Source organism: Campylobacter sp. W0066.1 (assembly GCF_024723635.1).
Taxonomy (GTDB): Bacteria; Campylobacterota; Campylobacteria; order Campylobacterales; family Campylobacteraceae; genus Campylobacter_D; species Campylobacter_D lari_C.
Window position 1 is genome coordinate 110830 of sequence record NZ_JANQCW010000004.1, and the last position, 21143, is coordinate 131972.

18 protein-coding genes are annotated in these 21143 nt (G+C 29.7%); 8 read left to right on the forward strand and 10 right to left on the reverse strand.

The features are described 5' to 3' along the window. The first annotated feature begins 32 nt into the window (after positions 1-32). Positions 33-1553, forward strand: a complete 1521-nt coding sequence (locus CAMP18497_RS02730) for an inorganic phosphate transporter (RefSeq protein WP_337212390.1) — start codon at positions 33-35, stop codon at positions 1551-1553. On the opposite strand, the gene mnmH is transcribed toward CAMP18497_RS02730, so the two are convergent. The 9 genes from mnmH to CAMP18497_RS02775 form a co-directional block, all read right to left on the reverse strand. Then, positions 1548-2531, reverse strand: a complete 984-nt coding sequence (mnmH, locus tag CAMP18497_RS02735) for a tRNA 2-selenouridine(34) synthase MnmH (RefSeq protein ID WP_337212391.1) — start codon at positions 2529-2531, stop codon at positions 1548-1550. The two genes, CAMP18497_RS02730 and mnmH, sit on opposite strands and share 6 nt — an antisense overlap. After that, the gene (locus CAMP18497_RS02740) at positions 2524-3012 is read right to left on the reverse strand and encodes an HIT family hydrolase, FHIT branch (protein ID WP_039628407.1); all 489 of its coding nucleotides are present in this window, start codon (positions 3010-3012) and stop codon (positions 2524-2526) included. The genes mnmH and CAMP18497_RS02740 overlap by 8 nt, the downstream gene beginning before the upstream one ends. After that, positions 3012-3614, reverse strand: coding sequence for an indole-3-glycerol-phosphate synthase TrpC (locus CAMP18497_RS02745; RefSeq protein WP_261544818.1), 603 nt, complete (start codon positions 3612-3614; stop codon positions 3012-3014). The genes CAMP18497_RS02740 and CAMP18497_RS02745 overlap by 1 nt, the downstream gene beginning before the upstream one ends. After that, on the reverse strand, positions 3599-4834 hold the full coding sequence (locus CAMP18497_RS02750; RefSeq protein WP_337212392.1) for a tetratricopeptide repeat protein: 1236 nt from the start codon (positions 4832-4834) through the stop codon (positions 3599-3601). The genes CAMP18497_RS02745 and CAMP18497_RS02750 overlap by 16 nt, the downstream gene beginning before the upstream one ends. After that, positions 4810-5181, reverse strand: a complete 372-nt coding sequence (locus tag CAMP18497_RS02755) for a YkgJ family cysteine cluster protein (protein WP_337212393.1) — start codon at positions 5179-5181, stop codon at positions 4810-4812. The genes CAMP18497_RS02750 and CAMP18497_RS02755 overlap by 25 nt, the downstream gene beginning before the upstream one ends. Continuing rightward, on the reverse strand, positions 5171-5863 hold the full coding sequence (locus CAMP18497_RS02760; RefSeq protein ID WP_337212394.1) for a tRNA1(Val) (adenine(37)-N6)-methyltransferase: 693 nt from the start codon (positions 5861-5863) through the stop codon (positions 5171-5173). The genes CAMP18497_RS02755 and CAMP18497_RS02760 overlap by 11 nt, the downstream gene beginning before the upstream one ends. Next, positions 5857-6801, reverse strand: a complete 945-nt coding sequence (locus CAMP18497_RS02765; protein WP_214114761.1) for an NAD(P)-binding domain-containing protein — start codon at positions 6799-6801, stop codon at positions 5857-5859. The genes CAMP18497_RS02760 and CAMP18497_RS02765 overlap by 7 nt, the downstream gene beginning before the upstream one ends. A gap of 216 nt (positions 6802-7017) precedes the next feature. Further along, entirely contained in the window at positions 7018-10530 is a 3513-nt protein-coding gene (locus CAMP18497_RS02770; protein WP_442867765.1) for an acyl-[ACP]--phospholipid O-acyltransferase, read from the reverse strand. A gap of 69 nt (positions 10531-10599) precedes the next feature. Further along, positions 10600-11208 carry an NAD(P)H-dependent oxidoreductase gene (locus tag CAMP18497_RS02775; protein WP_264283847.1) on the reverse strand — a complete coding sequence of 203 codons (609 nt, stop codon included), beginning with the start codon at positions 11206-11208 and terminating at the stop codon, positions 10600-10602. 127 nt (positions 11209-11335) lie between these two features. Between CAMP18497_RS02775 and CAMP18497_RS02780 the strand changes: the two genes are divergently transcribed. From CAMP18497_RS02780 to gltS, 4 genes are all read left to right on the forward strand, one after another. Then, positions 11336-12469, forward strand: coding sequence for an efflux RND transporter periplasmic adaptor subunit (locus CAMP18497_RS02780; protein WP_263723667.1), 1134 nt, complete (start codon positions 11336-11338; stop codon positions 12467-12469). After that, positions 12466-14397 (forward strand): ABC transporter permease, encoded by a 1932-nt coding sequence (locus CAMP18497_RS02785; protein WP_337212396.1) that lies wholly within the window; start codon positions 12466-12468, stop codon positions 14395-14397. Before CAMP18497_RS02780 ends, CAMP18497_RS02785 begins: the two co-directional genes overlap by 4 nt. 1 nt (position 14398) lies before the next feature. Beyond that, on the forward strand, positions 14399-15739 hold the full coding sequence (locus tag CAMP18497_RS02790; protein ID WP_337212397.1) for a TolC family protein: 1341 nt from the start codon (positions 14399-14401) through the stop codon (positions 15737-15739). Between the two features lie 115 nt (positions 15740-15854). Continuing rightward, positions 15855-17063, forward strand: coding sequence for a sodium/glutamate symporter (gene gltS, locus CAMP18497_RS02795; RefSeq protein ID WP_337212398.1), 1209 nt, complete (start codon positions 15855-15857; stop codon positions 17061-17063). Positions 17064-17086: 23 nt separating this feature from the next. Here the strand turns inward: gltS and nth are convergent, their stop codons facing one another. Then, positions 17087-17713 carry an endonuclease III gene (gene nth, locus CAMP18497_RS02800; protein ID WP_337212399.1) on the reverse strand — a complete coding sequence of 209 codons (627 nt, stop codon included), beginning with the start codon at positions 17711-17713 and terminating at the stop codon, positions 17087-17089. A gap of 79 nt (positions 17714-17792) precedes the next feature. On the opposite strand from nth, the gene CAMP18497_RS02805 reads away from it, so the two are divergent. The 3 genes from CAMP18497_RS02805 to CAMP18497_RS02815 all read left to right on the forward strand — a co-directional run bounded on the left by CAMP18497_RS02805 (position 17793) and on the right by CAMP18497_RS02815 (position 21079). Continuing rightward, positions 17793-18608, forward strand: coding sequence for a peptidylprolyl isomerase (locus tag CAMP18497_RS02805; RefSeq protein WP_047208348.1), 816 nt, complete (start codon positions 17793-17795; stop codon positions 18606-18608). Further along, the gene (gene fbaA, locus CAMP18497_RS02810; protein ID WP_337212400.1) at positions 18608-19672 is read left to right on the forward strand and encodes a class II fructose-bisphosphate aldolase; all 1065 of its coding nucleotides are present in this window, start codon (positions 18608-18610) and stop codon (positions 19670-19672) included. Before CAMP18497_RS02805 ends, fbaA begins: the two co-directional genes overlap by 1 nt. A 75-nt stretch (positions 19673-19747) precedes the next feature. After that, a complete protein-coding gene (locus CAMP18497_RS02815) occupies positions 19748-21079 on the forward strand; it encodes a MotA/TolQ/ExbB proton channel family protein (protein WP_263677569.1) in 1332 nt (443 codons plus the stop codon). The last annotated feature ends 64 nt before the right edge of the window (positions 21080-21143 follow it).

Sequence of the window (21143 nt, forward strand, 5' to 3'; positions counted from 1 at the left end):
AATTCATTAAAATAAATTCTTAAGGAGAATGCTTGAGTAAAGATAATGCTATTGCATTTTTTATTTTTATTGTGAGTGTTTTATGCTTTTTTGTTTGGGGGTATAATTATATTCCTAATAATTCCATGATATTATTTATCCTTGCTAGTGTATTTGGTATTTTTATGGCCTTTAATGTTGGTGGTAATGATGTAGCAAATTCATTTGGTACTAGTGTGGGTGCTAAAACAGTTACTATAAAACAAGCTTTGATTATTGCAGCGGTATTTGAATTAAGCGGGGCTGTGTTTGCAGGCGGGGAAGTAACAAATACTATAAGAAGTGGTATAGTAGTTTTACCTGATGGAATTAATCCTATGGTATTTGTATGCGTAATGCTCTCAGCTTTATTAAGTTCAGGAATTTGGCTTTTTGTGGCGACCAAAAAAGGACTTCCAGTTTCTACCACTCATAGTATTATAGGAGGTATTGTAGGTTCAAGTATTGCTATGGGCTTTGTATTTTTTGATCAAGATCAAGCATTATCTATGGTAAATTGGAATGGTATTTATAAAATAGCTATGAGTTGGATTATTTCGCCTTTGCTTGGTGGGCTTGTGGCGTATTTAATTTATGCTTATATTTATAAAAAAATCCTAAAGCCATCAGAAGAAATAACTCTTGTGGTAAAAGAAATTAAAAAAGAAAAAAAAGCATTTAAAGAAGAATATTTTAAAAATTTAAAAAACAAAAGCCAAGAAGAGCAAATCAAAGAACTTAGTGCTATTGTTTTAGATGATGATGAAAAAAGAAGTGAATATAAGTTAAAAATCAAAGAGTTAAAAGAAAAAGAAAAAAACATAGATGTTTTCTCAAGAATGAAATTTCATGTTCCTTTAATAGCAGGTGTAGGTGCATTGACTATTGCTTCTATGTTTTTATTTAAGGGTTTAAATAATGTTTCTACTTTAGATGTAATGCAAAATTTATGGATAGTTTCGATCATTTCTATTTTTGCTTATATTGTTACTTTAGCAGTTGTGAGGTTGATGAAAAAAACTCAGGTTAATAAGACTATAGAAAAGATTTTTTCATGGTTTCAAATTTTTACTGCTTCAAGTTTTGCTTTTTCACATGGAGCTAATGATATAGCTAATGCTCTTGGACCATTTGCTGCTATTTTAGATGTACTTAAAAACAACACCATTAATCCTAGCTCACCAGTTCCTTTTGCTGTAATGCTTATGTTTGGTATAGCTTTAGTTATTGGACTTTGGTTTTTGGGTAAAGAAGTTATTCAAACTGTGGGTTCAAAACTTGCTGAAATTAAACCAACAACAGGCTTTAGTGCTGAACTTGGCGCAAGTATTGTTATACTTTTAGCTACCCAACTTGGAATTCCAGTTAGCTCAACCCATATTTTAATCGGTGCTATTTTAGGTATAGGGGTATTTAATAAAAATGCTAAATGGGCTATGATGAAACCTATTGGTTTAGCATGGGTGATTACTTTACCAGTTGCTGGAATTCTTTCAAGTATTATTTTTATTATCTTTGTAAACACAATCTTATGAGTTTAAACTCATAAGATGTTTTTTAGCTTCATCTAAATTAGAACTATTGATAAAATAATCAATTTTTGAAGGTTTTTTATATACTTTATCATAATATTCAAAAAGCATTTTTACACAAAGTTCTAAATTGTTTTCTTCATAATTTTGACAAAGTCTTAATTTAAAATCCTTGCTGATATAAGGTGATATTTTTTCAACACATTGATAAAATACTTTTTTATCCATTGGAGTATAGTTTTTTAAAACTCTTTGAATGCGTAAATTCGTGTCACATTCACACCAAATTTTCTTAGCTTTTTGCATGCTATTGTATAAATTTAGCGGGATAGTTAAATTTCCAATTTGTCTGCTTTCAGCTTCTATAAAACAAGTTTTATAAGTATAATCTTTTAAAAAATAAAACAATTCATCTTCAAAAGCTTTTTGGCTTGGTTGTTCTCCATAAATTTTACCAAAACTTGATCCTTGATGGTTGGCTAGTTTTTCTAAATTTAAAGCATTATCTAAAGTTTGGATTAAATCACTTTTGCCACTTGCTGTATTACCACAAAGACATAAAAACTCAATATTTAAATCTTTTCTAAAAAACTCACTCACATAACTTCTATAAGCTTTATATCCACCTTCTAATCTTACAACCCTATAGCCAAGTTCAGCTAAAATTAAAGCAATAGCTTTTGATCTTTTACCACCTCTTGCGCAATAAATTCCCACCAAAGAGCCTATTTTATAATTTTGATAAATTTTATTAATATGCTCGCTCATATTTTTACAAATATAACTTGCGCCTTTTGCTTTAGCTAAGCCTTTGTTTTTCTTATAAAGTGTGCCTATTTCTTCAAATTCATTATCATTGAGTGCGTAGTAATTTTGTGCAGATTTTATATGAGCAAGTTTGTATTCTTTAGGGCTTCTTGCGTCAATTAAAAGATCAAAATTAAATTTTAAAAAATTTTCAAAATCAACTTCTTTATACATAGTCTTTAAAAGCTTTACATAAGGTAATATAAACTTTTTCCAAATCGCTCCCGCAAACTCTAGTTTGTCCTATGGTAGTGATAAAATTTGTATCCCCTTGCCATCTTGGGATTAAATGATAATGACAATGTGGTGCTATGCCAGCTCCTGCTGCACTGCCTAAATTCATACCTATATTAACACCCTTAGCGTGAAAGTTTTCTTTTAAAATTTTAACTCCAATACGTACAAAATGGCTAATTTCTAGCCATGTATCAGCGCTTAAATCTTCTATATTTTCTAAATGCTCATAAGGGATAATCATAAAATGACCTGGACTATAAGGGTACTTATTCATAATGCCAAAACATTCTTTAGCTCTAAAAATCACCCCAAGTTTTTCATCTTCATTAAGTTCATGCTTACAATGACAAAAAGGGCAAAAATTTTTATCTTTATTGTTAAAATATACATCCCTCCAAGGTGCGTATAAATACTCCATCAACTCTCCTTTATGCAAGCATGTAGATTTTTAATATTTTTACTTATAAGAGCTTTATTTTTTGGTATCAAAGGTAATAGCTTTTCATCTTCTAATAAAAAAATTCTAGCTCCAGCTAAAATAGCATTATTAAGATCGCTTTTGCTTTCAAGGTAAAAAATAGCCTCTAAACCAAGATGTATTGCAAAATTATAAAGTTTTTTTAGTTGCATAGTTTTTAGCATTTTAGGAAATACAATAAATGCATCAGCCCCATATACTAAGCTTTCTAAAATTTGATATTCATCAAAAATAAAATCAAATTGCACAATAGGTTTTTCATGATAGCGTCTAAAAAGACTTAAATTTTGTATGTCTTGATGAAGCAAAGGGCTTGTTGGCAAGATGATGGCATCAAAATTTTCATGATTAAAATTTAAATCTTTAGAATATAAAAAATGTGAAAGATTTCCTTCAAGTAAAAGTGTATAAATATCTTTAGGATAAAAGGCATTAGAAGCTAGACTTCTACCTAACATATCATAAGGAAAAATTTCTTTTTTACTTTCAAGAATTTTTTGTGTTTTTGAAAAATGATTTTTTAAATCTATTGTTTTAAACATTTTTCGATGGCCTTTAAATGCTCTTTGCTTTCATCTGAGCTTGAAAATTCTTTATCATGCAGTGTTTTTTGCAAAATTTCATAAGCCTTTTTGCAATCTTTAAGTTTATAATACCCCCAAGCTAAAGAATCAAGATAGTAAAGATTCTGTGGTTCTTGTTCAAGCGCCCAGCCTACTAGCTCTATACCTTTGGCTATATCAATATCATATTCAATCAAGGCATAGCCATAGTAGTTTTGATATAAAGCATCACTGCGTACATCTACGCTTTGTTCAAATTTTTTCATGATAGAAGCTAGAATTTTTGGATCCGTGACTTTTTTACTTTTAGGATTCATATGAATTTCAAATTCTAAAACCCCTGCCATAGAAAGATATTTTTTATCTTTGCTAAGTTCATAGTGTTTTAAAGCTATTTCATAGGCTTTTTTATAATCTTTTGTTTGTGTATATAAGAAAATTTTAGTATCAGGATCTATGTTATATTTTTGGGTTAAATTTAGAGCCTGAGTATAATTTTTTTCTTGTACTAGTAATTCTATCATAGCGTAGATGTATTTAATATCATTGTTAAGTTTATATAGCTTTTCAAGGGTTTGAATACCTGCTTTATAATCTTTTTGTTCTTGATAAATTTTTAAAAGTAGGGTGCATGTTTTAAGGGTACAGTGTGAGTTTTTTACAAATTCTTCTAAGGCCTTTTTGGCTTGGTTGATATTTTTATTTTTGATATTAATTTCAACTATTTTAAGTAATAAATTTTCATGTTCAAAAAGTTTATAAGCAAGATTGTATTGCTCTAAAGCTTTAGTATATAAAGCTTTTTTGGCAAAAATATCACCTAATATTTCATAATTTCTATAATCTTGTTCTTCTTTAATGAGTTTATAAAGTATGGTTTCAGCTTGTTTATAATCTCCTATTTCAAAAAAGTATAAAGCATTTAATCTTGCAATGGCTGTGTGTTCTAAAAAGTCTTTAGAAGCTTTTAAAAGCTCATCTTTTTGTTTTAAATTAGCACTTAAAGCTAAAAGTAAAGCCTTTTGCAAATAAATACTTTCATTATTTTCATGAAATAAATTTGCATAAATATCACATGCTTTTTGAAATTGTCCATGCTCTTCATAAATAAGTGCTTGTAGGATTTTATCTTCACCTTTAGCTAAAGCAAGGCTTGTTAGGATAAAAACTATAATTAGTGAAAGCAAACCCCTATACATTCTTTTTTTAACTCCTCTTTGTGTGTTTTAAAATACTCCCAAAATGGAAAAGTTCTGCATTGTTTTGGTCTATGCTTGTAAATTAAACATTTTTTATACATTGTATCAAAAAAAATACAACGGTAGCCATTTTCATGCTTTGCTTCTTTAAGGCTATATTTAAATCCAACCTTGATGAGGTATTGCTCTTTAAAGGCTTCAAAGCTTAAATTTAAAAAACTAGCAATAGCTTCTAGTTCTTCTTTGCTAGCATAGATATACCCACTTTCTCCAGTGCAACACTTCCCGCCGCATTTTTCACAAGCGCTTTCATCAAAAGAATAATCAAAACCTTTTTCACACATCATAGCTTACAGTTCCTGTATTTTCATAAATTTCACTAATTTTTGGATTTAAAACATCATTTTCATACATAAAAAGTGTAGGCATTATCGCACAAGGACTTTTGCTATTTTTTTTAATATGCATTAAAACAAGTCTTGCATTAGTTTGTGTATTAGTATGAACACATTGAAGTGAAACTAGTTTTAATTTAAATTGTTTTAAATAAGCGCAAATTTCATCTATAAAACTTGCCTCATAACACATAAAAAAACTACCATTTGGTTTGATTAAAGTATTTATTTTAGCAAGCATCTTCTCAAGTGGCATAAATTCTTGATATCTTGATATACATAAATGTAAATCTTGGCTTTTTTGTGTATTTTTTTTATAAAATGGAGGATTAGAGATTAAAAAATCAAATTTTACATCACTTTTATAGTTTAAAAAATCTTCACAAATGCCTTGAATTTCAAGTTTATTTTCTTTAGCATTTTTATAACTTAGTTTGATATTTTGCTCTTGGATATCTAGTAGATAAACTTTTGAATTTGGAAATTTTTGCTTTATCAAAAGTCCTAAAATTCCACAACCACATCCTATATCAAGGATATTTCCTTTTAAATTATATTTAGATAAAAAGTCAAAAAGCAAAAGACTATCGTTATTATAGCGATAGCCTTTTGAATATTGAAAGAGTTTTAGCATTTATAAAGATGATCGCAGATTTTAAATGAATCATTTAAACCTACTACAATAGAAGCTCCGTTTTTACTCGCTATATCGCCTGCTACAAATAATCCTTTTACATTGCTTTCTTTATTTTCATCAAAGCTTGGCACGCCTTTTTCATCAACATCTATAGAGCATTTTTGTAAGAAATCAAGTGGAGTTGAACCCCCAATAGCATAAATAATACGATCATAAATTTCATTTGTGTCATTAGTGAAATTTACTTTAGCTTTACCACTTTCATCTTCAATACTAGTTATATCTATGCCAAGTTTTGCTTTTACACTACCTTGTTCAAAAGCTTTTTGAATATCTTCTAGATTAATATCGTTTAATCTTGAGAAAGTTTCTCTTCTATAGCAAAGCGTCACATCGTTATTTTTAGCTAAATCTATAGCGTATTCTGCTGCTGAATTTCCACCACCTACAACTAAGATTTTTTCACCTTGGCTTGCTGAATTTGCATTAAAATTGATGATTTTTGTTAAAGTTATAGGTAAAGTATAGCTTGGTTTATTTGGCTTGCCCATTCTACCTATGGCAATAACTGCATTTTTGCAAATATAATTTTCATTTGCAGTGCTAACGATGAAATTTTCTCCATCTTTTTTAACACTTTCAACTTCACTAGAAAGCTTTACTTCAAGATTATGCTCTTTGATAGCATTTTGAAAAGTTTCTATCGTACTTTCTCTAGTTCCATCTTCAAAATTTATATGCCCGTGATTTGTGCTATCGCAACCTTTATATGCTTTGTCTACTCTTTTGCCTTCTTTATAAAATTTTACTAAGGTTTGACAAATCGCATCAGCTTTTTCTAAAACAATAACTTCTTTATTTTTTATTTTAGCTTCTACTCCCGCTGCAATACCTGCAGGGCCAGCACCAATAACTACCATATCAAAAATTTTCATTATTTCCCTTTTTTAGTATTTTAATGTGTAAATGTATCAAAAAAATGATAATGAAATATAAAAACTTTAGTAAAATTCATTAATAAAATTTAAAAAAGGTCTAGCTTATGTATAAGATAAATAAAATAGAAAATTCTATTACAAAATTACCAAAAAAAGTATGAAAGAAATTATCTATAAAATTAATTTAGAATTAAAATAAGCCAAAGGCTTATTTTAATGAGTTTGCAAGATTTTAGCTAAATCTTTAGCGCCTTTTAAATCCACTTTGCCAGAACCTAAAAGTGGAATTTGTTCTACTTTAAAATATTTACTTGGTTTAAAAATAGCAGGCATAGTAGAGTTTTTAATCGCTTCGCAAATTCCATCAAAATCTTGCTCTTGGCATTCTACTAATAAGCATACCATTTCACCTTTTTTATCATCATCTAGTGCAACTGCGCAAAATTTTACTATATCTGTATTGATAAATTTAGCAATTTCCTCTTCTAAAGCCCCTAAAGATATCATCTCGCCACCAATTTTTGCAAAACGAGAATAACGATCTACTATATATAAAAAGCCATCCTCATCTACATGACCTTTATCGCCGGTATTATACCAGCGTATGCCATCGATTTCTTTGATAACTTCACCGGTTTTTTCTTTATTGTTTAAATAACCTACCATAACCTGATGGCCACCAATGAGTATTAATCCATCTTCTCCATGATTTAAACTTTCATAAGTAGATGGATCTACTATGCGTATAGCGCTTCCTGGTAAAGGCATACCTACACTACCTTCTTTATTTGCACGGTGTAAAATCCAATAATCAGGATCAAATTTATTCGGTAAATTCACACTTGCAACCGGAGTGGTTTCAGTAGCTCCATAACCTTCAAAAATAGGTTTTTTAAATTTCATTTCAAAGGCACTTCTTACTTCACTTTTGAGTTTTTCAGCACCTGAGACGATAATTCTTAAGCTTTCAAACATAATCGCATCAAGTTTTTTATTTCTTGCATAAATACCTAGAAAAGTTGAAGTAGCACACATAATGCTAATATTATTTTTTACTATAGCTTTTGCTACACCTAGCGCATCAGTTGGATCAGCATGTGTTATGCTTTTAATCCCTTCTAATAAAGGCATAAAAGTAGTTACAGTTAATCCAAAAGCATGAAAAGGTGGCAAAGAAGATAAGACAACATCTTCATTTTTTGCACATAATACATCTGAAATTTGGGCTATATTGCTTAAAATATTACGATTATTTAGCATTACTCCTTTAGGTGTTCCCTCGCTACCACTACTAAATAATATAGCAGCTATGGCAAGGTTTTGTTTATTAGGCGCAAATAATGCTTTTATTAAACAAGTAGGTAAGATACTTACTAAAGCAAGCATAGAAAAGATTTTGAGTTTTTGTTTTTTAAAGCTTGCGATAACATCTTCCATAAAAATAATTCTAATATGCTCTTCAAATTCTAGTTTTATACCTTTATTTTCTAATTTTTCCATAAATTTTCTAGAAGTATAAATTTGTTGAATTTGAGAACTTTGAATGGCTTGATTAATTGCTTTTATACCTGCTGTGAAGTTTAAATTTACTACGATTTTATTTGCAAGCAATACAGCTAGATTGCAAAGAGAACTAGCCATAGAAGCAGGGAGTAAAATTCCCACGCATTCTTCTTTTGGAGCATAGCTTCCTTGGGTAGGTTGTATATTTAGCTCATGCGATCTATTTTTTATGAAAGAGCTAAAAACCAAACTTAAAGCAAGCATTTTTCTATAGGTAATACCACCTATTAAAGGATCAACAATAGCTATTTGACTTAAATTTCTTTTAGCACTATCTATCCAAGCTCTGGCTATAGTATGCATACCTTCACATTGAGATTTCCAAGCAATAAAAGAAAGTTCAAAAACTTTTGCTTTAACCACTTCTTTTTTAGTGTGTATTGGCAAGCTTTTTCCAAAAGCAATAGCGATTTTTCTTTTGCTTATTTTGCGGTTTCTTGCTGAAAATTCTTCATCACTTCTTGAAAAAGCACTTCCCCAAAGTCCTCTAATATAAAAAGGCAAAATCACTCCATCTTGTTCTTCTAATTTTGAGCAAACTAACTCAAATCCACCTTTAAATTCATTAAGTTGTCCATGGCGTGAAAGTACTCCTTCTGGGAAAAGACAAACCAAATTTCCGTTTTTAATATGCATAGCAATAAGCTCTAAGCTTGATTTACTAGAAGCACTTGAAACAGGAATAACTCCAAATTTATCAAGAAAAATTTTAATATACCACTTAGAATAAATGCTTTTTTCCATAACAAAATAAATTTTTCTTGGTATGGCCATTTGTATAATAGCCCAATCTATAAAAGATATATGATTACCAAGTAATAATGCTCCACCTTTTTCAGGAATATTTTCAAAACCTTCTACTAACAAACGGTAGCGTTGAAAAAACGCTATACTCATTAATAAACGCACTAAAGAAAAAGGCAGTTTACTTAGCACATAAACGCTTCCAAAAAATGCCACAGCGATGATAAAATAAAACAAATTTATCACTTCAATTTTAGCATATGCAGCAAAAGTAGCTAGTGCCAAAAAGCCTAACATAAAAATATTTTGTATAAAATTATTTCCTGCTAAGACTTTTCCTAGTTCATTTTCTTTTGCATGAAATTGTATTAGAGAGTTTAAAGGTATGATAAAAAATGCTCCGCTTAAACCAAAAATAAAAAACACCACACTATAGCTTAGTAGGTTTTCTAAAAATGGCATTAAAATGCTCATTAGAAAAACCCCTAAAGCACCTAGTGGTATAAGACCTAATTCGATGTAATTTTTAGAAAACTTACCACTAATAAGCGATCCTATAATCACTCCTATACCAGAAAAAGCTAAAGAGCATTGTACATAAAAGGTATTTTCTATGAAAAGATCGTTTTTTGCATATACAGGAAAACTCACTAAATAAAGTTGTGATATGGCCCAAAAAAGTGAAATTCCTACAATACAAAGCCAAATGATTTTATGAGAAAATATTGTTTTTAAATTAGAGGCTAAAAGCTTTCCTTGGAAATATTGTTTTTTATTAAAGCTTAAATTTTTATCTTCTTCTTTTAAGCTAGGAAGTTTATAAGCTAAAAAAAGTTCTAATACAGCAAAAGCTATTAATACAAAACCCAAAGGTGCAATTTGTGTTAAAATATCCGAAGGAGTGTTAAAATTTGGCTCAAAAAGCATTTCAAAGCTTAGAGAAAATACCGCCATACCCGCTAAAATAGCCACAATACTTACCGCATTGACAGCTCCATTTCCCATAGCTAAAAGCTCTTTTCCTACTAATTCTTTTATAAAACCATATTTTGCAGGAGAGTATAAGGCAGATTGTACTCCCATGATAAAAGTCATTACAAAAGCAAGCCAAAATGCTCCAATATAATAACACAAACAAATAATACAAGTTAATATTACTGAAAATAATGCAGATATTTTCATGATTTTATTTTTAGGAAATTTATCTGCTAAAAATCCAGATGGTGAAAGCATAAGAATAAAAGGTAAAAGCATCAAAGCATTGACAATAGCGGTTAAAAAAAGTTGGGTGCTATCTTCATAAAATTTATAGATAGTGTTTTGTATAATGATTTTGTGTCCTAAATCTACAAAAGCGTTAATAAAAGCCACTGCTAAAAATGGCAATACGCCAAAAATCTTTAAAAAATTTCCTTGCATTAAAAACTCCATTTTATTTTAAAAATATTATTTTATTATATAAAATTTAAATGGAGTTTTGATATTTGATTAATCTTTAAATTCTACCACTTCATTAAATGCAAAACGAACTTTTTCTGTGCTAATATTTTCTTGGGTATGTCCTAGAGTAATGAGCATGGATACTCTTTGTTTAGTAGTGTTTAAATTTAAATATTGATTGATTTTATCTTTATCAAAGCCACCGATGATACATGAGCCTAAATTTAAACTATAAGCAGCATTGATAATATTTGCAATAGCAAGATAGCTTTGTTCTTTGGCATAAATAAAACTTTGTTCTAAATCCATTGCATCTAAAAATGGCTTATAAGTTTGCAAGCGTTTGTTTAATTCTTCTTGGCTTAAACCTCTCTTTTTTAGTTTTTCTTCAAAATAATCCTTAAAATCAGCCCTTGAGATTACAACTATAATAGCAGCGCAATTTGCTACATGGCTTTGATTATTAGCTATTTTAGCAATTTCTTTTTTATGTTCATCTTTTTGAAAAACTAAGAATTTCCAAGGTTCAAGTCCTAAGGAGCTAGGAGATAATCTAGCACATTCTAAGATATATTCTAAATTCTCTTTAGAAATTTTTTCTTGGGTGTAAGCTCTAATAGAAGAGCGATTTTGCATTAAATTTAAATAATCTTGCATTATTTTTCCTTTTTTTGATTTATCTTATATCTTATAAGCTTTAAAATTGTTAAAATTATATTTTATTGTTACAATTTTATTTTTACTTCATACAAATGTTTTATTATATGATTTTTAAAGGATTAAAATGAAAAAAATAATTTATTTAAGCATATTTTTGATTATACTCATTATAGGGGTGTATTTTTTCTTTTTTGCAAATAAGGAAGAATATAATTATCTAACTTATGAAGTTAAAAAACAAGATATTACTCAAAGTATAGAAGCAATAGGCGAAGTTTATGCAAAAACACAAGTTGATGTTGGTGCGCAAGTTAGTGGGCAAATTACTAAACTTTATGTAAAATTAGGTGATCATGTTAATGAGGGTGATTTAATCGCACAAATTGATAAAGATAAGCAACAAAATGATTTAGATATTACCAAAGCTCAGCTTGAAAGTGCAAAGGCAAATTTAGAAAGTAAAAAAATCGCTCTTGATATAGCTACTAAACAATACCAAAGAGAGCAAAAACTTTATACTAAAAAGGCTACTTCCTTAGAAAATCTTGAAAATCTTAAAAATACTTTTTATGCTCTAAGAGCAAATGTGGCTGATTTAAAAGCTCAAACTACTCAACTTGAAATTTCTTTAAAAAATGCTCAAAAAGATTTAGCTTATACCACTATAACTGCACCTAGTAAGGGTGAGATTATTAATGTAGCGGTTGAAGAGGGGCAAACTGTAAATGCAAACCAAAATACACCAAGTATAGTGCGTTTGGCTGATTTAAGTGAAATGGAAATTCGTATGCAAATAGCTGAAGCTGATATTAATAAAATTAGTGTTGGAAAAAAGGTTAAATTTAGCATTTTAAATGAACCTGATAAAAAATATGAAGCAACTATTTCAAGTATAGATCCAGCAAATACTACCATAAGCGATGCAACAAGCAATACAAATTTAAACTCAAACTCAAGTACTAGCACTAGCGCTGTGTATTATTATGCAAGGGTTTTTGTAAAAAATGATAATAATTTTTTACGCATAGGTATGAGTACAGAAAATGAAATTGCTATTAAAACAGAAAATAATACTTTAGTTATACCAACTTTAGCTATAAAAAGCGATACAAGTGGTTATTATGTAGAAATTTTAAAAGCAAATAATATAAGCGTGAAGACACCTGTTAAATTAGGCATTAAAGATAGTTTAAACACTCAAATTTTAGATGGTATTAATGAGGGTGATTTAGTTATCATAGGTAAAAATAAAAAATGATATGTTTAGAAAATATACAAAAAAAGATTAATAATACAACTATTTTAGAAAATATTAATCTTTATATTCAAAAAGGGGAATTTGTAGCCATTATAGGGCAATCAGGTAGTGGAAAAACCTCTCTTTTAAATATTATAGGAACACTTGATGAGCCAAGTAGTGGAAAATATTTTTTAGATGCATATGAAGTAACTAATTTAAGCAAAGATGAAAAAGCAAGAATTAGACGCGAAAAAATTGGTTTTATTTTCCAAAGATATAATTTGCTTAGTCTTTTAAATGCTAAAGATAATGTAGCCTTACCTGCTGTTTATGCAGGAAAAAACAAACAAGAAAGATCGCAAAAGGCTAAAGAATTACTTTCTTTTTTAGAGCTTGATCATAAAGAATTATCAAAGCCAAATGAACTAAGTGGTGGGCAACAGCAAAGAGTTTCCATAGCAAGAGCTTTGATGAATGGTGGTGAGCTTATTTTAGCAGATGAGCCAACAGGTGCGCTTGATTCTAAAAGCGGTAAGATAGTTTTAGAAATTTTAAATAAACTAAATGAGCAAGGACACACTGTAGTTTTAGTCACTCATGATAGAGAAATAGCTGCTAGAGCAAAAAGAGTTATAGAAATTAAAGATGGTAAGATTATAAGTGATAATGGTGCAAAAAAAGCAGACGAAATAAAAGCTAAGTTAATGCCAAAAGAGAAAAAAAGCTTTAATTTGCTTAAAAATCAGCTTTTTGAAAGTTTAAAAATGTCCATAGCTTCCATTGTAGCACACAAGCTACGCTCTTTGCTTACTATGCTTGGTATTATCATAGGCATAGCTTCAGTAGTTTGCGTGGTTGCTTTAGGACTTGGAGCCCAACAAAATATACTTGCTTCTATTAGCTCTATTGGGACTAATACCATAGAAGTTGTTTCAGGGCGTGGCTTGGGAGATATTCGATCAGGTAGAACAAGGCTAAATTTAAGTGATTTAAAAACCTTAAGCTCTTTGCCTTATTTAGAAGCAGTAGAAGCAGATGTAGGCAAAATAGGGGTGGTAACTTATAAGAATAATTCTTTGCAGGCTAGAATTTATGGAGTAGGACCAAATCATCTAAGACTTAGAGGTTTTGTGATGGTAGATGGTAGATTTATTAATAATGAAGATATAAAAGATAATACTAATATTTGCATTATAGATGAAAATGCTTTGAGAATTTTATTTGATAATATCAGTGCTAAAGATGTTTTAGGTAAAAGCGTGATTTTTAACAAACAGCCTTTAACCATAGTCGGTGTTTTAAAAAAAGAAAGAGATAATAAAGGCTTTAGAGCTGATGAAAATACTATTAAAATTTATACTCCTTATTCTACTTTGATGAATAAAATCACAGGGGATAAACAAATAAGAGCCATAGTAACTAAGGTAAAAGATGAGGTAAATCCTGCTTTAGCCGAAGAAGCTATGGTGAAAATTTTAGAGATTAAACGCGGAAAAAAAGATTTTTTCACTATAAATTCTGACGCGATTAAAAATGCCATTGAGGAAAATACTGCTACTTTAACTTTACTTATTTCTTCTATTGCAGTGGTATCTTTGATAGTAGGTGGTATTGGTGTGATGAATATCATGCTTGTTTCAGTAAGTGAGCGTACAAGGGAAATTGGAGTTAGAATGGCTATTGGAGCTAGAAAAGAAGATATTTTAATGCAGTTTTTAATCGAAGCTGTATTGATTTGTTCTTTGGGAGCTATTTTTGGAGTAATGCTTTCTTTTATTATCATTGAGGTATTTAATTCTTTAAATTTTGGTTTTACGATGATACTTTCATTAAATTCAGTATTTTTAGGGCTTTTAAGTTCAGTTTTAATCGGAGTGGTTTTTGGATTTTTCCCAGCAAAAAATGCAGCAAATTTAAATCCTATTAGTGCTTTATCAAAGGAATGAGATGAGAATATTTTTATTATTTTTTATAGCCTTTTTTTTAAATGCTTGTGTAGGTGTAAAATTAGAGCAAGTATCTCAAGAGCAAATAAGAAAAGAATATTTTGAAGATTTTAATGCAAGCAAGGCTTGGTGGGAAAAATACAATAATCAAGATTTAAATAATATCTTAAAAGCTATTATTGATAACAACAAAGATTTAAATGTGGCAAGAGTTAATTTTTTAAGCACTTTAGCTAGATATAAGCTTTTAAATTTAGATCTTTATCCTACTTTGAGTGGAAATTTAGGTGCTAATATAAGAAAAAATTTAAACAATGGCACAGAAATGCATAGTTTCTCAAATGGCATTATGTTAAATTATGAGCTTGATATATATGGCAAAATTTCAGATCAAGTTGCTAGTTCTGAATTTTTAGCAAAAGCAAGCGAATATGAGTTGCGTTCTTTAGAGCTTGATACAATTAATTTAGCGATTAATAGTATTTTTGAATTGATTTATTTTAATGATGTAGATCGCTTACTAAACAATCATTTAAAAAATCTTGAGCAAATGCTAGAAATTTATACTACTAAATTTGATTATGGCAAGGTTGAGTATATTGATCTTTTAAATATCAAAAAGTCTTTATTAAACACTCAACAAAATATCATTACAAATTTGCAAAATAAAGACTTAACACTTAAAAATATAAAAGATTTACTAGGTAAAGATGATGAGTTTTTGATTAATAAAATGCTAAATTATACCCTTGAAGATTTTTCATTGCAAAAAATTAATTTTGATATAGAGTTAAAAATGCTTGCTTATAGACCACAAGTTCAAGCAAAGCTAAATCAACTTATGGCTTCTTATAAGGATTATGCAAGTGTGCAAAAAAGTATTTTACCTAGTATAAAAATATTAGGAAATTTAGATGGGAATGATAAAAATATTGATGAGAGTTTTAAATTTTTAATCTTAGGAGGTAATGTTGTTATTGACTTACCATTTTTGGACTTTTATAGAGTAAGACAAAATGTAAAAATTTCTGAATTTACATACCAAGCACGCTTATATGAGTATAAAGACGCATTGCAAAGAGCTATTCATGAGTTTAAACTTTGTTATGAAAATGATAAATACTATAATGATTTGTTAAATTTAGTAAAAGATATCAATACTAACCAAGCAAAAATTACACAATTATATTTTGAAAAATACGAACTAGGGCGTAATGAGCTAAAAGATTATCTTGATGCGGATGCTTTGCTTATTAATTCATTCCAAGAGCTTAGTAGAGCAAAACTATCTTTGCTTAAAAATATTAATTTGTATCATAATATAATATTAATTTCAGAGTAGAAAAGACTTAAAAATGTTTCATTTTGTAATATTTTAAGTAAAGAATAATATTTATTTGCGTTGTTTTAAAGTCATTTAGAATACAATTGATGAATAAATCAAACAAAGGAGAGGTATGAAATTTGATTTTTATGCAACACTAGTTACTATGGTTATAGTATTGCTTTTGGGCGTTTTTGTCATTAAAAGGGTAAAATTTCTTCGTGATTATAATATCCCTGAGCCAGTTGTTGGTGGTGGAATAGCTGCGATTATTCTTTTAATCTTGCATAGTTCTTTTTCATTAAATATTAAATTTGATGAATCTATGAAAGATCCGCTAATGCTTGCATTTTTTTCAAGTATTGGTTTGTTGGCTGATTTTGCTTCATTAAAAAAGGGTGGCAAAAAGTTAGCAATTTTTTTAGTAGTAGTTGTAAGCTTGCTTTTTGCTCAAAATATAGTTGGTATAGGTGTGGCAAGTGCTATGGGGCAAAATCCATTAATGGGACTTATAGCAGGTTCTGTTACAATGAGTGGTGGCCATGGAACAGGTGCAGCTTGGGCGGCTGAATTTATTAAAGAACCTTATTTGTATTCTAGTGCAACTACTGTTGCTATTGCTTGTGCGACTTTTGGGCTTATCTCAGGCGGTATCATAGGTGGGCCTGTTGCAAGATATTTGGTTAATAAATACAAATTAGTAGTTCCAAAACAAAATGATGATAAAGATGCGATTTTAAATTTCCAATCTCCAGAAAAAGAAAGATTAATCACCCCATCTTCTTTTATAGAGTCTTTAGCATTGATTGCTTTATGTTTATTAATAGGTAATGCTTTATCTACTTATATTAAAACAAATACAGGTTTTACTTTACCAACTTTTGTGTATTGTCTTTTTGTGGGTGTTGTTTTAAGAAATGTTTTATCAGCTACAAAAATTCATCATGTGTTTGATAGAGAAGTATCAGTTTTAGGTAATGTAAGCTTGTCTTTATTCTTAGCTTTAGCACTAATGACTATTAATCTTTGGGATCTAGTAACCCTTGCGCTACCGATGCTAGTAATTTTAGTAGTACAAGTTGCTATGATGGCTGCTTTTGCTATATTTGTAACCTTTAGAGTATGTGGAAAAGACTATGATGCAGCAGTTTTAGCAGCAGGACATTGTGGTTTTGGTTTAGGTGCTACTCCAACAGCTATGGTAAATATGCAAACTGTAACAAATCACTATGGTATGAGCCATATGGCATTTATTATTGTGCCTTTAGTAGGTGCATTTTTCATAGATATAGTAAATGCTTTAGTGATTAATGCTTTCTTGTATCTACCATTCTTTCATTAAAATCATCTAGCACTAATTTGGTGCTAGATTAATTTTTTATCTTTGCTCTTACATAAATGATTTAAAAAACACTCTTTACATAAAGGATTTTTGGCTTTACATGTATAACGTCCAAAAAGCACCATGGCTTGATGAAGATAGTTTAGATTATCTTGAAAAATTTTAGTTAAGTCTTTTTCAGTTTCTTCAGGGGTTTTGGCTTTGCTAAGATTAAGTCTGTGAGAAACTCTAAATACATGAGTATCTACAGCCATACAATTAGCCCCACACCATTCTATCATCACTACATGTGCGGTTTTTTGTCCTACACCTGCTAGAGTTTTTAAATCTTGCTCATTCATAGGAATTTCGCCATTAAATTGCTCACAAACTGCTTGAGCCATTTTGATTAAATTTTGTGCTTTATTATTATAAAATGAGCAAGAATTAATCAAAAGCTTTAAAGATGATAAATTTGCCTTAGCTAAATCTTGCACACTAGGATAAGCTTCAAATAAAGCCGGCGTGATGAGATTAACCCTTTTATCAGTGCATTGAGCTGAAAGCATAACACAAACTATAAGTTCATAAGCATTACTAAAAACTAATTCTGTTTTTGCCTCTCCAAAATGCTCTAAAAATAATTTTTTAATTTCTAAATTTCTTTTCATAAACTTATTGTATGTTAATCGGCTTTAAATAAAGTTTAGATATAATAAAATCAACAAAACTATTTCAAAAGGAAAAACAATGAAAAAAATTTCTTTAGTTGCTGCGGCTTTGCTAACAGGTTTAAGTTTAAATGCTGCGGTGGTTGCAACCCTTGATGGAAACAATATCAGCGATACAGAAGTGAATGAATTTTTTGCTCCTATGCTAAGAGGTGCTAAAATCACTGATTTACCAGCTGAACAAAAAAAAGCAATTATTGATCAATATATCGTTCAACAACTTGTATTAAAAGATGCTAAAGCTCAAAAAATAGAAAATGATCCTTCATATAAAGAAGAATTAGAGCGTGCTAAAGAAGCTATTTTGGTAAATATCTATCAAAAGAAAATTTTTGATTCAATTAAAAATAATGATGCTAAAGCTAAAAAATTCTATGAAGCAAATAAAGATAAATTCACTAAACCAGCTCAAGTGAAAGCTAAGCATATTTTGGTAACTAGCGAAAAAGAAGCTAAAGATATTATTGCTGAGCTTAGTAAACTAAGTGGAAAAGCTTTAAATGATAAATTTGCTCAACTTGCAAAAGAAAAATCAATCGACAAAGGTTCTTCAGCTCAAGGTGGTGATCTTGGTTGGTTTGCTGAATCAACTATGGTAAAACCATTTGCTGATGCAGCTTTTTCTATGAAAAAAGGTACTATTTCTAAAACACCTATAAAGAGTGATTTTGGATATCATGTTATCTTAAAAGAAGATGCTAGAGCAAAAAGTACTATGAGCTATAATGAAGTAAAAGCAGGTATTGAAAGCAATATTAAAATGGAAGAATTTAAAGAACTTATGAATAAAAAAGCTCAAGAACTTCTTCAAAAAGCAAAAGTGGAATACAAATAATGGGTGTATTAGATCTTGTTAAACCAGGTGTTTTAAGTGGTGATGATCTAAATATCGTATATAATCATGCAAAAAAAGAAGGGTTTGCTATCCCTGCGGTAAATGTCGTGGGGACAAATTCTATCAATGCGGTTTTAGAAAGTGCTAAAAAAGTTAATTCACCTGTGATTATTCAGTTTTCAAATGGAGGAGCTAAATTTGTAGCAGGAAAAGCTTGCCCAAAAGCTGATGTACTTGGTGCTATAAGTGGTGCAAGACATGTGCATTTAATGGCAAAAGCTTATGGAATTCCGGTGATTTTACACACAGATCATGCTGCTAGAAAATTACTTCCTTGGATTGATGCTTTGATTGAAGCAAATATTGAGTTTAAAAAAGAAACAGGCAAACCTTTGTTTAGTTCCCATATGATTGATTTAAGTGAAGAGGATTTAGAAAGCAATCTAAGTACTTGTGAAAATTATCTAAAACAAATGTCTGAACTTGGAATTTCTTTAGAGCTTGAGCTAGGATGTACTGGCGGTGAAGAAGATGGAGTGGATAATACTAATATCGATAATGCAAAATTATACACTCAGCCTGAAGATGTAGCGCTAGCTTATGAGAGACTTTCTAAAATTAGTGATAGATTTTCAATCGCAGCTAGCTTTGGTAATGTACATGGAGTATATAAACCAGGAAATGTGATTTTAAGACCTGAAATTCTTAAAAACTCTCAAAATTATGTAAAAGAAAAATTCAATCTTGGCGAAGAAAAACCAATCAATTTTGTTTTCCATGGTGGCAGTGGTAGTGATATAGAAGATATCAAAGCAGCACTTAGTTATGGTGTGATTAAGATGAATATTGACACAGATACTCAATGGGCTTTTTGGGATGGTGTTAGAGAGTATGAACTTAAAAATAAAGCTTATTTGCAAGGACAAATTGGTAATCCTGAAGGCGATGATAAGCCAAATAAAAAATACTATGATCCAAGAGTATGGCTTAGAGCGGGCGAAGAGAGTATGATCAAACGCTTAGAGTGTGCTTTTAGTGATTTAAATTGTATCGATAGAAACTAAGAGTTTTATAACTCTTAGTTGATTTTCCTGTGAAGATTTTAAATTTTTAGAGCAAAATTAACAAAGGTTTATAAAATGGAAGTTAAAACAACTGATGATTTTTCTGATCTTGTATTGCCTGAGGGAAAAGGTAGTACAGGAATTGTTGCTTATTTAAAGATTATTTTTATCCCTGCTATATTGTATATTTTAGTGCTTTTAGGATATTTTGGAAAGATTGATTTTAAAGTAGAATTACATAGTGTTGTAATGATAGGGATTATCTTTTTGGTGGCTTTGATCTTTGCTAGACATAGTGCTGATTATGCTTCAAGTATTTTTGAGCAACAAAAAGATGAGTTTAAGCTTATATTAAAACGCTATATTATGAAGCATTTTTTAGTTATAGGTAAAGAAACAAAGTCAAACGCTAGTTTTGATGATTTTGCTTATGCTTATGTAAAAGATTTAAGAAATGAAAATTTTGCTTCTGTGGGTGCAGCTATTTTTCCTATGCTTGGTATTTTAGGAACTTTTATAAGTATAGCCATGTCTATGCCAAATTTTAATTCAAGCGACACAGCAGGTTTAGAACAAGAAATTTCAGTTTTATTAAATGGAGTAGGAACAGCCTTTTATGTATCAATTTATGGAATTTTCTTAGCACTTTGGTGGATATTTTTTGAAAAATACGGTAGTAGTAAATTCCAAAAGCTTTTAAATCGTCAAAAAAACGCAACAAGCGATTTTTTCTGGTCTAAAGAAGAAATTGATAGAAAATATCTTCAAGAAAGTTTGCAACATTTTGAAAAAATAGGCACGATTTTTGAGCATGTGAGCAATGAGGAATTTTTTAAAGAATTAGATAATACAATAGATAGAAAATTCAAAGTTTTTCAAGAGCTTGTAAGTGCTGAGGAAAAAGCTGTAAGATTAAGCAGTGAGCATGTAAAACAAACTATGAGCGATTTATCTAAAACCCAAAGAGAACAAAAAGATATAGTTAAAACTTACAGCGAGATTGCAAATGCGGTAAATATGTTAAATTCAAACATAAAAGATTTAACTTTAAGAATTTCAGAGCAATACAACAGACTTTTAGATGTGAGTTCAGATAAGATTGTGCATTTAGATAAAAGTGTGAGTGCTTTAGATGAAAAGGTGAATAATTTTTCAAATAATATTGAAAAATATCAAAATCTTATGCTTGATAATCAAACTAAACTTTTCGAGGGCTTTAGGGCAAGTATTATAGAAGGTATGCATACTTTTAAAGAAGCATATGAAGATGAAAAAAATATCGATGAAAAAATTTCACTAATGCAAGAATTTAAAGAAGAAAGTAAAGAATTAGATGAGCAAACCACACAAGTTATTGCAAAGCTTGAAAATCAAAAAGAAGATGAAAAAATAGATGATAAAAAATAATTCTAACAATGAAGAAAATAATTTTTGGATAGCCTATGCAGATTTAATGGCGGGCTTGCTTTTT

Bases quoted from the DNA above. Each gene is read 5' to 3' on its own strand.
- CAMP18497_RS02760 (WP_337212394.1), bottom strand. From the start codon at position 5,863: ATGCTAAAACTCTTTCAATATTCAAAAGGCTATCGCTATAATAACGAT.
- CAMP18497_RS02775 (WP_264283847.1), bottom strand. From the start codon at position 11,208: ATGCAAGATTATTTAAATTTAATGCAAAATCGCTCTTCTATTAGAGCT.
- CAMP18497_RS02770 (WP_442867765.1), bottom strand. From the start codon at position 10,530: ATGCAAGGAAATTTTTTAAAGATTTTTGGCGTATTGCCATTTTTAGCA.
- CAMP18497_RS02785 (WP_337212396.1), top strand. From the start codon at position 12,466: ATGATATGTTTAGAAAATATACAAAAAAAGATTAATAATACAACTATT.
- gltS (WP_337212398.1), top strand. From the start codon at position 15,855: ATGAAATTTGATTTTTATGCAACACTAGTTACTATGGTTATAGTATTG.
- CAMP18497_RS02750 (WP_337212392.1), bottom strand. From the start codon at position 4,834: ATGTATAGGGGTTTGCTTTCACTAATTATAGTTTTTATCCTAACAAGC.
- CAMP18497_RS02765 (WP_214114761.1), bottom strand. From the start codon at position 6,801: ATGAAAATTTTTGATATGGTAGTTATTGGTGCTGGCCCTGCAGGTATT.
- CAMP18497_RS02805 (WP_047208348.1), top strand. From the start codon at position 17,793: ATGAAAAAAATTTCTTTAGTTGCTGCGGCTTTGCTAACAGGTTTAAGT.
- CAMP18497_RS02790 (WP_337212397.1), top strand. From the start codon at position 14,399: ATGAGAATATTTTTATTATTTTTTATAGCCTTTTTTTTAAATGCTTGT.
- CAMP18497_RS02780 (WP_263723667.1), top strand. From the start codon at position 11,336: ATGAAAAAAATAATTTATTTAAGCATATTTTTGATTATACTCATTATA.
- CAMP18497_RS02740 (WP_039628407.1), bottom strand. From the start codon at position 3,012: ATGGAGTATTTATACGCACCTTGGAGGGATGTATATTTTAACAATAAA.
- CAMP18497_RS02745 (WP_261544818.1), bottom strand. From the start codon at position 3,614: ATGTTTAAAACAATAGATTTAAAAAATCATTTTTCAAAAACACAAAAA.
- mnmH (WP_337212391.1), bottom strand. From the start codon at position 2,531: ATGTATAAAGAAGTTGATTTTGAAAATTTTTTAAAATTTAATTTTGAT.
- CAMP18497_RS02755 (WP_337212393.1), bottom strand. From the start codon at position 5,181: ATGATGTGTGAAAAAGGTTTTGATTATTCTTTTGATGAAAGCGCTTGT.
- CAMP18497_RS02815 (WP_263677569.1), top strand. From the start codon at position 19,748: ATGGAAGTTAAAACAACTGATGATTTTTCTGATCTTGTATTGCCTGAG.
- fbaA (WP_337212400.1), top strand. From the start codon at position 18,608: ATGGGTGTATTAGATCTTGTTAAACCAGGTGTTTTAAGTGGTGATGAT.
- nth (WP_337212399.1), bottom strand. From the start codon at position 17,713: ATGAAAAGAAATTTAGAAATTAAAAAATTATTTTTAGAGCATTTTGGA.